The sequence below is a fragment of the Streptomyces sp. NPDC058864 genome (genome assembly GCF_042742985.1).
Lineage (GTDB): Bacteria > Actinomycetota > Actinomycetes > Streptomycetales > Streptomycetaceae > Actinacidiphila.
On record NZ_JBHYMQ010000030.1, the window covers coordinates 1 to 13,241 of the forward strand.

Sequence of the window (13,241 nt, forward strand, 5' to 3'; positions counted from 1 at the left end):
TTAAGGCTCCCAGTAGACGACTGGGTTGATAGGCCGGATGTGGAAGCCCAGTAATGGGTGGAGCTGACCGGTACTAATAAGCCGAGGGCTTGTCCATAGGTTGCTCGCGTCCACTGTGTAGTTCTGAAACAACGAACCCCGGCCTTTTTGGCTGGTGCCGGTTCGTATAGTTTCATAGTGTTTCGGTGGTCATAGCGTTAGGGAAACGCCCGGTTACATTCCGAACCCGGAAGCTAAGCCTTTCAGCGCCGATGGTACTGCAGGGGGGACCCTGTGGGAGAGTAGGACGCCGCCGAACAAATTTTGAGCCCCGGCTCCCGAGTTTAATCACTCGGGAGCCGGGGCTTTTTTGCGTACGATCGCGGTATGAGCAGCTACACGATACGTGCGTCCCGGCCCGATGAATGGCGTGCTCAGCGCGCGCTGCGGCTGGAGGCGCTCAATGACCCCGCCGCCGGCGTGGCTTTCGTCAACACCCATGACACCGAGGCCGCGTTCACCGACGACGTGTGGCAGGAGCGGGCGCGGACGCAGGCGTTCGTGGCGGAGGACGAGGCCGGCGGACGTGTCGCCAATGTGGCCGTACTCGTGGAGACGGGCGAGGAGTTCGACGTGCCGCAGACGCATCTGGTCGGCGTGTACGTGCGGCCGGAGTTCCGGGGTGGCGGACTGGCCGCGGAGTTGCTGGGGGCGGCGATCGCGTGGTCGTGGGAACTGCCGGCGCAGGTGCGGCGGGTGCGGTTGTGGGTGCACGAGGACAACCACCGGGCACAGGCCTTCTACAAGCGCCTCGGTTTCGTCAGGACGGGCAAGGAGATGGCGTTCCCGCTGGACGAGTCGCGGACCGAGTACGAGATGGAGCTGCAACGCCCGTAGGACGACGACGGGCCCTAGGGCAACCGCACCGCGTCCGGGACCTCGTCCAGGAGGGCGGGGGGCTGGCTGCCGAGGACGAGGCGGGCGTCGGCGCGCTGCCAGAGCGGGCCGCGCCAGTGGTCGCGGGCCTGTTCTGGGGAGCGCAGCACGGCCAGGGTGGGCAGGCCCGCGGAGGTGCCGGTGGCCAGGAGGTCGGGGAGCTCCGGGATCGGCGCGAGGGCGGCGATGTCGTCCAGCACGAGGGTCATTGGTGGGTCGAGCCGACCGGAGGATGACCCTGCGGCCATGCGCCGGCCGTGCTCGACCACGCTGGAGACGAGTGCGGTGAGCAACGGCATCGCACCCGGGTGGGTTCGCGGGTCCTCGTTGGGCTCGCCCACCACATAGAGCGTGCCCAGATCCTTGAGGAATGACTCCAGCTCGAGGCCGTCGGCGCGTCCCGGATTGCAGGCGTCCCGGATGTGTACGGAGCTGAGGGACTCCAGGGCGCGGTGGACGAGTGCCTGGGCGGCGTCGCGGCGGTGGGTGTGGGCGTGGAGGACGGACTCGAGCTCACCGCTCCAGCCGGACGCGGCCTTGGGGTGGGTGCGCAGGATGCGGACCGCGTCCTGGCCGGAACTGCCGCCCGCCCAGCGGTGCACCTGGCGGAACGGCTGGCCGTCGACGGCGGCGGCGTGCAGCCAGCAGCGCAGCAGGGTCTCGGCGGCGTCGAACATCGCGGCGTCGACCGCTGCGCGCGGCCGCACCGGGAAGAGCAGAGCGCGGGCGCGCGTGACGGCGGTGGGGACGTCCGTGCAGCCCGTGTGCGGGGCCCAGCGGAGCCGCGCCGGGGTGTCGACGAGGTGGGCCGGGTCGTAGACGTGCACCGGGCCGAGCTTGGCGCGGTTGCCGACCGTCTGGTGGAAGGTGTCCGGGTCGGCGGTCGTGACGAGGACCGGGCCCGCCGCGTTGAGGACGGCCGGCTGGACGAGGCGCTTGCCCTTGTCGCTGCGGAGGGCGGCGAAGGCCGCGTAGGTGCGGGTGAGTTCGCGGTCGGTGGTGACCGAGGGGCCGGTGGGACCGGCCGTGGGAGCCGTGGCGGCCGGTGCGGTGGGGGCGGCGGCCGGGCCCACCGGTACGGGTTCGGGTGCGGGGGTGACCGCCTCGGGGGCCTCCACGGGCCGCTGCGGGGCCTGCCGCGGCCCCACCGGGGTTCCGGGCTCCAGGGCCGCCTCCGCGGCCTTCAGGGCGGCCGTACGGCGTGCCGCGCGGCGCAGCCGGGTGCGGGCGATGGCACCCATCACGAAGACCGTGAGGACGAAGAGCACCATCAACTGCCCGATGAACACGCCCCAGAACAGCCCGGAGCCGGGCAGCCCCTCCGGCGGGGCGGGCCGCCAGGCCCCGGCGATGTCGTGGGGGTCAGCGATGAGGTGGCGCATGGCCACGGGGGTGCGCGTGAAGTGGACCTCGGCCGGCCACGCCCCGTGGGAGACGAGGCCCGCCATCCCGGTGCCCGTCCACACCAGGACGGTCATCCCGAGCAGGAAGCCGATGACGCCGAGGATCAGCCCGTCGGGGATGCCGCCCTCGCTCCCCTGGCCGTGGTGCTGCGCTCTCGCCATGGTCAGCTCCCCGTTCAGGCCACCGCGTCGTCTGCCAGCTGCTTGTCGAGGGAGACCCGGGGCTCGTCGAACCCGTCCGTCCCGTCGTCGTCGGCCGAGGCCTCGGTCATGGCGCGGTCGGTGTAGACGAGCGGCCGTTCGCTCTCGGTGATGAGGTGCTTGACGACCTGCACGTTGCCGTTGACGTCCCAGACGGCGATGCCGGGGGTGAGGGTGGGGATGATCTCCACCGCCCACCGGGGCAGGCCCAGCACCCGGCCGGTGGCGCGCGCCTCGTCCGCCTTCTGGGCGTAGATGGTGCGCGTGGAGGCCATCTTGAGGATCGCCGCGGCCTCCTTGGCGGCCGCGCCGTCCACCACGTCGGAGAGGTGGTGGACCACGGCGACGAAGGACAGGCCGAGACGGCGGCCGAACTTCAGCAGGCGCTGGAAGAGCTGCGCGACGAACGGGCTGTTGATGATGTGCCAGGCCTCCTCGACCAGGAAGATGCGTTTCTTCCGGTCGGGGCGGATCCAGGTGTGCTCCAGCCAGACGCCGACGATCGCCATGAGGATGGGCATGGCGATGGAGTTGCGGTCGATGTGGGACAGGTCGAAGACGATGAGCGGGGCGTCGAGGTCGATGCCGGCGGTCGTGGGCCCGTCGAACATGCCGCGCAGGTCGCCGTCGACGAGCCGGTCCAGGACGAGGGCCACGTCCAGGCCCCAGGCGCGGACGTCCTCCAGCTCGACGTTCATCGACTCGGCGGAGTCGGCCATGGGGTGCCGCAGCCGCTCCACGATGTCGGTGAGGATGGGCTGGCGGTCGGTGACCGTGTCGTGGACGTACGCGTGGGCGACCTTCAGCGCGAAGCCGGAGCGCTCGTCCAGGCCGTGGCCCATCGCGACCTCGATGATCGTGCGGAGCAGCGCGAGCTGTCCCGTGGTGGCGATCGCCGGGTCGAGCGGGTTGAGCTTGATGCCCCCGTCGAGGGCCGCCATCGGGTCCAGGCGGATGGGAGTTATTCCGAGGGCCTTGGCGATGAGGTTCCACTCGCCGACGCCGTCCTCGCCCTGCGCGTCCAGGACGACGACCTGGCGGTCGCGGAAGCGCAGCTGGCGCAGGACGTACGTCTTCTCCAGGGCCGACTTGCCGTTGCCGGACTCGCCCAGGACCAGCCAGTGGGGGGCCGGGAGCTGCTGCCCGTACAGCTGGAACGGGTCGTAGATGTAGCCCTTGCCGGAGTAGACCTCGCGGCCGATGATCACGCCGGAGTCGCCAAGGCCGGGCGCGGCGGTCGGCATGTAGACGGCCTGGGCCTGGCCAGTGGAGGTGCGGACGGGGAGTCGGGTGGTCTCCACCTTGCCGAAGAGGAAGCTGGTGAAGGCGTCGGTGATCGCTGCGAGGGGGTCCAGCATGGCCATGGTGGGAGCGCCTCCTCGGCGTCAGCGGTCGTCGCGCCCGGGGCGCAGGCTCCGGCGTGGCATCGTTGTCCCTGTCGTCCTTCCCATTAGCGCCGTCCTTGGAGACGGAGCGTCAAGTGCGCACAGGCGCATGGTGCTACCTCCCGGCCCCTCAGCGGCGGATGCCGGTCGCGAACGGGAGCGTGTTGACGAACGCCCGGTGGTGTTCCCGGTCGCACCACTCCAGCTTGAGGTACGACTTGCCGGCCGAGGCGCGGATCGTGCGCTTGTCGCGCGCCAGCGCCTCCGGGGAGCGGGAGGAGACCGTGATGTAGCCGACCAGGTTCACGCCCGCCGCGCCGGAGGCGAGGTCCTCGCCGCGCTGGTCGATGCGGGTGTGGTGGGCGATGTCGCGGGGGTCGACGACGCGGTTCATCTTGGCGGCGCGGCTGGCGTCGGCGTCGTCGTTGGTCTTCTCGGTGAGCATGCGCTCGATGGCGACGTCGGTCGGCTCGAGGTCCATGCAGACCGCGACGGTGCGGATCACGTCCGGCGTGTGGACCAGCAGCGGCGCGAGGAAGTTGACGCCGACGGGGGTCAGCGGCCACTCCTTGACCCAGGCCGTCGAGTGGCACCAGGGGGCGCGGGTGGCCGACTCGCGGGTCTTGGCCTGGAGGAAGGTCGGCTCGGTGGCGTCCAGTTCGGCGGGCCAGGCGTTGCGACGGGTCATCGCCTGGATGTGGTCGATCGGGTGGTCCGGGTCGTACATGGAGTGGATGAGCGACGCGAGCCGCGCCTGGCCGAGCGGCTGCCGGACTCGGATGTCGGCCTCGGTGAGGCGGGCGCAGATGTCGGTGAGCTCGCGGGCCATCACGGCCGCGATGCCCGCGTCCTTGTCGAGGGACTTGCGGCCGCCGCCGGCGGCGCGGGCGATGGCGTTGCCCTCGGCGGCGAGCTCGCGGCTGTAGTGCATGCACGCGACGAGATAGGCGCGGTGCTGCTCGGACGAGGTCGACACCATCGACTGCAGCTGGTCGTAGGAGTCCTTGAGCCACTGCTCGGCCTTGTCGTCGCCGCGCTGGGCGACGTCCTTGGCGTGCGCGTCGGGGTCGGCGGGGAGGGTGCGGGCGAGCATCTGCAGCCGGGTGACGAAGCCGTCCCCGTTGGCGACGTGCTTCAGCAGGGTGCCGAAGCGCTCGACCAGGGCCTCCTGGTCCTCGCTGTCGCGCAGGCCGACGCCGGGGCCCTCGATCTCGATGGCGGCGGTCACCGTGCGCCGGTCGACGTGCAGCAGTACGGCGATCTCGTCCGGCCCGAAGGGCGCCGACAGCCAGGTGATGCGGCCGATGCCGGGCGGCGGGCCGATCTCCACCTCGCGGCCGTCGAACCGGGTGCCGGCCTCGGCGGCGGCGGAGCGGTACGTCGCGGTCGCGGCGGAGCGCAGCGTACGGCGGTAGCTGCGGTTGATCTCGAACCAGCGGTAGAAGGTGCGGCGCCGGTACGGCATGTAGACGGCGGCGAAGGCGAGCAGCGGCCAGCCCGTCAGGCCGAGGATGCGCAGCGGCAGCACGGGGATCAGCAGGCCGCACATCATGCCGAGGAACGCGCCGGCGATGATCAGGGCGATCTCGCCGGTCTCGCGGTTCTTGCCGACGATGGCGTTGGGACGTGCCTTGCCGATCAGGTACGTACGGCGCTGCTGCGGTGGGGCGTAGGGCTGGGACGTCACCGGCTTTCGCCTCCTGCTGTCTTGCTGGGTCCGCCGCCGTTGCCGCGGTCAGGGTTCGTGCGCGGCGCGGGGGCCGGTGCCGGCGCGGTGCCGTTGCGGCTGCTGTGCGCGGCGATGCCGCTGGGCACGGCGTTCGCGGGCTGCACGCCGCCGCCCGTGGCCTGCTCCTGGGGACCGCCGCGGGTGCTGTGCGTCTTGATGCCCTGCTTCACCAGCGCGGCCGGGGAGGAGATGACGGCGGCGGCCTGGGACTCGGCGCTCGCCTTGCGGTTGCTGCGCAGGCTGGCCACGTCGTCGCCGAAACCGGGGACGAAGCGGTAGATCATCGCGCTGGCGAAGATGGCCAGCAGGATGATGGCCAGACCCGACACGACGGCGCCGAACGCGGTGGGCCCGTCGGAGCCGCTGAGCGCGCCCGCGAGGCCCAGCACGACCACGATCACCGGCTTGACGAGGATCACCGCGATCATGATCCCGGCCCAACGGCGCACGTGGTGCCACATGTTCTTGTCGACCAGGCCCGAGTAGACGGCGGTGCCGAGCAGCGCGCCGACGTACAGCAGGGCGGCGCGGATGACGAGTTCGAGCCACAGGACGCCGGCGGCGAGCACGGAGACCAGGGAGACCACGATCAGCATGATCGGGCCGCCGCCGATGTCCGAGTCCTTGGTCAACGCGTCCTGGAACGAGCCGAAGAAGGTGTCGGTGCTCGCGGACGTGCCGGACGCGATGACCTCCGTGATGCCGTCGGTCGCCGACACGACGGTGTAGAGGATCAGCGGCGTGAAGGCGGAGGCGATCACGGTGAGCCAGAGGAAGCCGACCGCCTCGGTCAGGGCCTCCGTGAGCGGCACCCCGCGCACGGCGCGCTTGGCGACGGCCAGCAGCCACAGGAGGAGCGTCAGGAAGGTGGAGGCGGCGAAGACGACGGCGTACTGGGTGAGGAACGCCTTGTTGGTGAAGTCCACGGCGGCGGTCTTGTTGACCGCCTTGGAGAGGCCGTCGATGACCCAGGCGGCGGCGTCGGCGCAGCCGCGCGCGAGCGAGTCCAGGGGGTCGAGCGGGTCCGCGACGGACGGGGTGTTCTTGGAACCGGTGCCGCCCTCGCAGTAGTCGCGGGCCTGCCCCACGATCAGGTCGCACGCGCTGTTGCTGCCGCTCGGGCTGGGCGTAGGGCTTGGGGCGGCCGCCACATGTGAGGCGGCGAGGACGAGGGTTGTCTGGGCGGCCGCGACGAGGGCGGTCAGGGACAGCGCGCGGCGCCGGTGGCTACCTGGCATACGTGAACCCTCCGTAACCCTGGACCGCGTTGGCGATCTCGTCGGCGCTGGCCGCACGGTTGTCGCCGTTGACGGGCGCGGGGCCCTCCTTCTGGCTGGACCTTTCGATTCTCCAGTCCCCGTCAACCCAGACGAGTTGCTCGGTGATGGTGAACCAGGTCTGGCTCACGGGCTTCGTCGAGCCCTCGCCGGCCAGGCCGACGAGGCCGGTGCTCCACACCTCGACGGTCGCGGCGTTCCTGGAGAAGTCCGTCACGCGGGTGCCGACGGGGACCGTGCGGGAGACGAACGTGTAGCCGTCCGGCACACCTCCGTCCTCGTCAAGTCCCACGTTGGCGAGGAATCCGGGTGAGTAGGCGCGGTCGAGGTCGTCCTGCAGGCGGTCGGTGACCTCGGGGGCGTGGATCGCCGCGACGATCGTGTGACGCCGGGCCGCGTCGAACATGCCGTCGGAGCCCAGCGCCACGGCGTAGTTCGCGGCGGCGGACTGCGCGCCCTGGTCGGTGCGGGCGTACCCCGCGGGGATGCCCGCGTTCTTGCCGTCCACCGGCTTCGTGCCGGTGGGGGACGTGGGCTGGGAACGCGCGCCGTCGGAGGTGCCGCCGCTCTGGCCGCCGCTGCCGGCCGAGTCGGAGGGGGAGCCTCCGCCGCGGTTGGCGAAGGCGATGGCGGCGATGAGGAGCACGACGACGCCGACGACCGTGACGAGGCTGCGGCTCGAGCGCTGCGGACGGCGGGAGGGGCCGCCCGTGCCGGGCGGGGGCTCGGGGAGACGGGTACGGGTCGGGGGGCCGTCCTGGCCGAGGCTCATCGGGGGCTCGCCCCCTCGGGGGTCATCGGGTGACTGGGCATCAGCAGACAGCCTCGGGTGGGGTGCGGGGCCGGGACGGGCCCCTCGGGGACAGTGCGCGGGGGATGGTGCGGAGTCCGACGCGTGGTCGCTAGACCGCCATCCCGTAGACGATGGTGAAGAGCGTGCCGAGGGAGCCGATGATGAACACGCCGGTCAGGCCGGCGATGATCAGTCCCTTGCCCTGCTCCGCACTGAAGGTGTCGCGGAGCGCCGTCGCTCCGATGCGCTGTTTCGCCGCGCCCCAGATCGCGATGGCCAGGCAGAGCAGGATCGCCACTGCCATGACCACCTCGATCATGACGCGTGCTTCGTTCCCCAGGGAACCGAAAGGCCCCCAGTCCGGGGCGATACCACCGATGATGGTGTTGATGTCGCCCTTCTCGGCTGCCAGGAACATGAGAACTCACCACCACGCTAGATCAGTTGGCGTCCTCGCCGGGGCGCAAGGAGCCAAGGTCTATCTTGGCGGAGGATGCCGCCGTCGTATGTCGACTCGGCGACTTTCTCAGCCGATTCCCCAATGTGATCCGGGCCGCAACCGTCAGACTGGACACACTGGCGTGCGATCCGGTGTTCGATGAGACTTTGTTGACTACTCTGTGTATCACGGTGGTGAGCGGAGGGCAACGATTGGCGGCGCTGCGGGTGGGGATGCTCCCCAGGGCCTGGCGCACCGTCACCTTCCGTGCCGGGCAGGGTGAAGTGACGAAGGGGTGGGGCGGGTGACGGCGGCTTCGCGGACCGCGCGCAAGGCCTGGCTGGTGTCGGGGGTCGTGGGTGGCCTCTTCATGTCGTTCGTCATGCTGCTCGTCGTCGGCACGTACCTGGTGGCGGCGAAGCTGACCGGCGGGGGCGGGGCGGTGACGCTCGCCAAGGGGGCGGTGCCGGCGGCGTACCAGGACCTGGTGCAGAAGTGGGGGAACCTCTGCGACGCCATCGACCCGGCGTTGCTGGCGGCCCAGCTCTACCAGGAGAGCGGCTGGAACCCGAGGGCGCAGAGCGCGGCGCAGGCGCAGGGGATCGCGCAGTTCATCCCCGGCACATGGGCGACGCACGGCGTGGACGGGGACGGGGACGGGGACCGCGACGTGTGGGACCCGGCGGACGCCATCCCCTCGGCCGCCTCGTACGACTGCCAGTTGGCCGGTTACGTCAAGGACGTGCCGGGGAACCCGACGGAGAACATGCTCGCCGCGTACAACGCGGGCGCGTACCGGGTCATCCAGGCCGGCGGGGTGCCGCGGATCCGGGAGACGCAGAACTACGTCCGGATCATCACGACCCTGCAGAAGAGCTTCGCGGCCCCGGTGGGACCGGTCGGGCCGTCGCGGACGGCGGCGGGCGCGATCTACTACGCCCAGCAGAAGCTGGGGACGAAGTACCTGTGGGGCGGGAACGGCACGCCGGAGCAGGGCGGCCGGTTCGACTGCTCGGGCCTGACGAAGGCCGCGTACCACTCGGTGGGGATCGAGCTGCCGCGTGTGGCCAACGACCAGTGGAACGCCGGACCGCACCCGAAGCGCGAGGAGCTGCTCCCGGGCGATCTGGTCTTCTTCGCGTACGACCTGACCGACCCGCGGTCCATCCACCACGTGGGGATCTACGTCGGCGGCGGGTACATGATCAACGCTCCCTACACGGGCGCGGTGATCCGCTTCGACAGGATCGACACCCCGGACTACATCGGGGCGACGCGTGTGACGGCGGCGGGCGCGGCGGCGGTGTGACCGGCCGCGCGCCCGCCGCGGTGTCGCCGTGGGTGAACACCGGGGTCCGGCATGCGGGATCGTGTCTCCCTTCGATAACGCCTTGGTGATCATCCGGTGGAGACCGGAACGCCGCGTACCGTGCCGTCCGTTGGACAGGGGAGAATCGACTCCCACACGGACGTGCACGGGGGTGCGGCGGAAGACAGTTAGGGGACACCGGTGGCAGAGCTCTCGCTGGACGGCTCGAACCCCGACGTCAGCCTGCTCCGCGACATCAACGGGCTCGCCAAGGACGCCCCGCGCTGGTTCGACCGCGTGATGGAGGCCGTCGGCGAGTACGGCCTCATCGTGCTCATGGTGCTGATCGCCGGCTGGTGCTGGTGGCGCGTGGCGCGCCGCAGCGGTGCCGAGGCGCCGGCGGCCGTGGCGGGCGTGGTCTGGTCCGGACTGGCGGCGGCGATCGCGCTGGTGCTCAACGTCCCGCTGCGCAACTTCGTGGACCGGCCGCGGCCCTTCGTGGAGCACAAGGGCATCGAGGTCCTGGTGAAGGGGAAGACCGACTTCTCCTTCGTCAGCGACCACGCCACCTTGACGATGGCCGTCGCGATGGGCCTGTTCATGGTCAGCCGCAAGTGGGGACTGGCCGCCGTCGCCGTCGCGCTGGCCGAGGGCTTCTGCCGCGTCTACATGGGCGTGCACTACCCGACCGACGTGCTGGGCGGCTTCGCCCTCGGCACGGCCGTCGCGCTGCTGTTCGCCCCGGCGGCGCTGGCCCTGCTGACCCCGCTGACCAAGGCCGTGGCCGACTCCCGCCTGGGCGTGCTCGTGCGGGCGGCGCCGGGCCGTGCGGAGGCGCGCCGGGGCGAGCCCTATCCGGAGCCGTCGGCGCTCGACAGGGACCTGGCCGCCTGACGGCTGCCACCGGCGCCCCTGCGCGTCCCTGTCCGGACGCGCGGGGCGGCGCGGAGGCCCGTCAGAGCGCCTGCTGGAAGGCGAACAGCCGCGAGGGGTCGTAGCGGGCCTTCAGGCGGGTCAGCTTGTCGGCGGCCGAGCCGTAGTAGGCGGTGCGCCAGTCGGAGAGCGTGGCGTCGGTGTAGTTCTGGTACGCGGCGCCGGAGGCGTGACGGCGCATGGCCGTGTGGAGCCCGGCGAGCCAGTTCGTGGTGCCGGGGGACTCTATGTACTGGGCCAGGAAGCGCGAGCGCCGGTGCACGAAGGCGGTGGCCGTGGGCGAGACGCGGTTGACGGCGCCGCCGAGCGCGGTGAGCGAGACGCTGCCGGAGCCGGAGCGCAGCCCCTCCACCTGGGACAGCAGGGTCTGGATGCCGGCGGCGGAGAGCGAGCGGTCGTAGAAGTCGGAGCGTGCCGCGTAGGTCTCCCGGCCGAGCCGGCCGGAGGGGCTGCGGCCGGGGGTGGTGCCGGGCAGGTGGCACTGGGCGGTGCTCAGGTTCGAGCAGCCCGCGTAGGCGAGGGCCGCGTCGAGGTAGGAACGCGGGTGCAGGGACACGCTGGTCGCGGAGGCACCGGCGCTGTCGGCGAGCCGGTCGACGGCGTTCGCGAGCTCGTCGCGGGAGGTGATGCCCACGGTGGCGATGCTGATCTGCGGGGCCCCGGTGCCCGACTTGTCCAGGTGCAGGGCGGACCAGATCTCGTCGGGCTGGGTGGGTCCCCACTCCTGCCAGGCGCGCAGGACGGCGGCGGCCTTGCTCCAGGGCCAGGTCAGATAGCCGGTCACGACCTGCGGCGAGGCCTGCGTGTCGAACGTCAGGCGGGTCACCACGCCGAACTGGCCGCCGCCCGCGCCGCGCAGCGCCCAGAACAGCTCCGGGTTCTCGTTGGCGCTGCAGCGCAGCACCCGGCCGCCCGCCGTGACGATCTCGGCGCCGGTGAGGCTGTCGCAGGTCAGCCCGTACGCGCGGCTGAGCACTCCGTGGCCGCCGCCGAGGGTGAGGCCGGATATGCCGACCGTCGGGCACGAGCCGGCCGGCAGGGTGCGCCCGCTCGCCCCGAGCCGGGTGTAGACGTCGATGAGCTTCGCGCCGCCCCCGATGGTCGCCGTACCGCCGGAGAGGGCCACCGAGGCCATGGAGGAGACGTCGAGGACGAGCCGGCCCTTGCCGCCGGAGTAGCCGGCGTAGGAGTGCCCGCCGTTGCGGACCGAGACGGGGACGCCGGTACGGCGCGCGAAGTCCAGGCACTCGCGGATGTCCTCGGTGCCGGAGACGTACGCCACGGCGGCCGGGCGCTGTCCGTCGAAGCGGGTGTTGTACAGCAGGCGGGCGGTGGCGTAGTCCGCGTCGTCGGGCATGACGAGGCGGCCGTCCAGGGTGCGGCCGAGGGCCTTCCAGTCCGGGCGCGCGGTCGGGGAGGCGCTGGGTGAGGCGGCCCCGCCGGCCGTCGTGGCGGTGCCGGGGGTGCCGGGCGCGGGGCTGCCCGCGTGCGCGGGGCGGCCGCTCTCCGGGGTGCAGGCCGCGGTCAGCCAGCCCGCCGCGGCGATGCCCGCGCCGCTGCGGATCAAAGTTCGTCGGTTCAAGGTGGTGCCTTCCGCTCCGCTTCCCCCGTGTGGTCGTCCGTGAGGACGGTGGGGAACAGGTGACCGGTTGCGGATGGGGAATGTGACGTCCGCCGGACCTGCCGCGGACCTGACGCGGACCGCGTCAGCCCTGCTCGTGCTCGGTGGCGTCGCGGCGGGCGCGGTCGCGGGCGCGGCGGGCCGGACCCCGCCAGCCGCAGACGCAGGTCGCGTGGGAGAAGGCGCCCTTCTCCGTGGTGGTCGCCCGGTGGGCGGACGGGGGCGGGTCGCTGGGAGGCACGGAACAAAGCTACCGGCCGTGACGCGGTGCCCTGACCCTCGTTATGCCCCACGACGTCCGAGGCGCGGCACGGTGCAGGGGGTTGGCGGAGATGGGGCAGCTCGGTCGGGCGACTGCGGCAGCCGTGGGTCTCGGGTTGTACGCGCTGGCGGTGGCGGGGTGCTCGGCCAGCGGTGAGGCCGCCGAGGTGGACAGCCTCCCGGTCGACGCCTCGGAGACGCTGCGGCACGCGGTGGACTCGCTGGTCGCCGCGGGCAGCTCCAAGGTCCGCACGTCGATGGAGATGGCCAGCGGCGGCACGAAGATCGCCATCAGGGGCACCGGATCCTTCGACTACGCCGAGCGGCGCGGCCGCCTCCAGGTCGTCCTGCCGCCGGACGCGGCCGGGGACGCGGAGCACGAGCCGGTCACGGAACTCCTCACGCCCGGCGCGCTCTACATGAAGAACCGCGGCGAGGGCGTGCCCGCCGACAAATGGGTGCGGGTCGACACGACCCGCCTGGCGGACGGCAACCTCGTCACGGGCGGTGCGACCGATCCCCTGGTGGCCGCGGAGCTGCTGCGGGCGGCGCGGGAGGTACGGCGGACCGGGACGGAGACGCTGGACGGGGTGCGGGTGCGCCACTACCAGGGGGTCACGGACATCGCGGACGCCGCACGCGTCGCCTCCCCGCTGGTACGGGCGGAGCTCGCGGCCGCGGCGGAGGGCTTCACCGTGACCCGGGTGCCGTTCGACGCGTGGCTCGACGAGGACGGGCGGCTGCGCAAGGTGCGGCAGCGCTTCACCTTCAGCAACGGCGGGGGCGCGGGCGTACGGAGCGCGCCGGCGCAGGTCACCGTGGTCTCGACGACCGGCATGTATGGTTTCGGGGCGCCGGTGCGGGTCACGCTGCCCCGCGCGACCGACATCTACACGGGGAAGATCGTTTCTGCGACCGGCCCCTGAGGGCTTGCCGAAATGGCCCGTCCGTGTCATGCACGGACCGTGCACCAGT

Annotated in this window: 12 protein-coding genes and 2 rRNA genes; 6 read left to right on the top strand and 8 right to left on the bottom strand. The window is 71.9% G+C overall.

Going from position 1 to position 13,241, the window contains the following annotated elements:
• From ACFW3D_RS22495 to ACFW3D_RS22505, 3 genes are all read left to right on the top strand, one after another.
• Positions 1-97, top strand: a 23S ribosomal RNA gene (locus ACFW3D_RS22495); the annotation flags it as partial.
• An 84-nt stretch (positions 98-181) separates the two neighbouring features.
• A 5S ribosomal RNA gene (rrf, locus tag ACFW3D_RS22500) occupies positions 182-298 on the top strand.
• A gap of 68 nt (positions 299-366) precedes the next feature.
• A complete protein-coding gene (locus ACFW3D_RS22505) occupies positions 367-876 on the top strand; it encodes a GNAT family N-acetyltransferase (protein WP_500506312.1) in 510 nt (169 codons plus the stop codon).
• A gap of 14 nt (positions 877-890) precedes the next feature.
• Here ACFW3D_RS22505 and ACFW3D_RS22510 read toward each other — a convergent pair whose 3' ends face one another.
• The 6 genes from ACFW3D_RS22510 to ACFW3D_RS22535 all read right to left on the bottom strand — a co-directional run bounded on the left by ACFW3D_RS22510 (position 891) and on the right by ACFW3D_RS22535 (position 8,121).
• Positions 891-2,480: a type IV secretory system conjugative DNA transfer family protein gene (locus ACFW3D_RS22510; protein ID WP_500506315.1), complete on the bottom strand. Its 1,590-nt coding sequence runs from the start codon at positions 2,478-2,480 to the stop codon at positions 891-893.
• Positions 2,481-2,494: 14 nt separating this feature from the next.
• Complete coding sequence (locus tag ACFW3D_RS22515; protein WP_500506480.1) at positions 2,495-3,877, bottom strand: ATP-binding protein; 1,383 nt, start codon at positions 3,875-3,877, stop codon at positions 2,495-2,497.
• Between the two features lie 157 nt (positions 3,878-4,034).
• Positions 4,035-5,591 (bottom strand): SCO6880 family protein, encoded by a 1,557-nt coding sequence (locus ACFW3D_RS22520; RefSeq protein ID WP_500506317.1) that lies wholly within the window; start codon positions 5,589-5,591, stop codon positions 4,035-4,037.
• Positions 5,588-6,871, bottom strand: a complete 1,284-nt coding sequence (locus ACFW3D_RS22525) for a hypothetical protein (protein ID WP_500506320.1) — start codon at positions 6,869-6,871, stop codon at positions 5,588-5,590. Before ACFW3D_RS22525 ends, ACFW3D_RS22520 begins: the two co-directional genes overlap by 4 nt.
• The gene (locus ACFW3D_RS22530) at positions 6,861-7,682 is read right to left on the bottom strand and encodes a DUF8175 domain-containg protein (protein WP_500506323.1); all 822 of its coding nucleotides are present in this window, start codon (positions 7,680-7,682) and stop codon (positions 6,861-6,863) included. The genes ACFW3D_RS22525 and ACFW3D_RS22530 overlap by 11 nt, the downstream gene beginning before the upstream one ends.
• A 130-nt stretch (positions 7,683-7,812) precedes the next feature.
• Positions 7,813-8,121, bottom strand: a complete 309-nt coding sequence (locus ACFW3D_RS22535) for a DUF8827 family protein (protein WP_018559685.1) — start codon at positions 8,119-8,121, stop codon at positions 7,813-7,815.
• A 391-nt stretch (positions 8,122-8,512) separates the two neighbouring features.
• Here ACFW3D_RS22535 and ACFW3D_RS22540 point away from each other — a divergent pair, with 391 nt between their 5' ends.
• Positions 8,513-9,451: a C40 family peptidase gene (locus tag ACFW3D_RS22540; protein ID WP_500506482.1), complete on the top strand. Its 939-nt coding sequence runs from the start codon at positions 8,513-8,515 to the stop codon at positions 9,449-9,451.
• Between the two features lie 201 nt (positions 9,452-9,652).
• Entirely contained in the window at positions 9,653-10,345 is a 693-nt protein-coding gene (locus ACFW3D_RS22545) for a phosphatase PAP2 family protein (RefSeq protein WP_500506326.1), read from the top strand.
• 61 nt (positions 10,346-10,406) lie between these two features.
• On the opposite strand, the gene ACFW3D_RS22550 is transcribed toward ACFW3D_RS22545, so the two are convergent.
• Positions 10,407-11,966, bottom strand: a complete 1,560-nt coding sequence (locus ACFW3D_RS22550; RefSeq protein ID WP_500506328.1) for an FAD-binding oxidoreductase — start codon at positions 11,964-11,966, stop codon at positions 10,407-10,409.
• Between the two features lie 124 nt (positions 11,967-12,090).
• Positions 12,091-12,246 (bottom strand): hypothetical protein, encoded by a 156-nt coding sequence (locus tag ACFW3D_RS22555; protein ID WP_500506330.1) that lies wholly within the window; start codon positions 12,244-12,246, stop codon positions 12,091-12,093.
• Positions 12,247-12,337: 91 nt separating this feature from the next.
• On the opposite strand from ACFW3D_RS22555, the gene ACFW3D_RS22560 reads away from it, so the two are divergent.
• Positions 12,338-13,192: an SCO4651 family lipoprotein gene (locus ACFW3D_RS22560; protein ID WP_500506333.1), complete on the top strand. Its 855-nt coding sequence runs from the start codon at positions 12,338-12,340 to the stop codon at positions 13,190-13,192.
• The last annotated feature ends 49 nt before the right edge of the window (positions 13,193-13,241 follow it).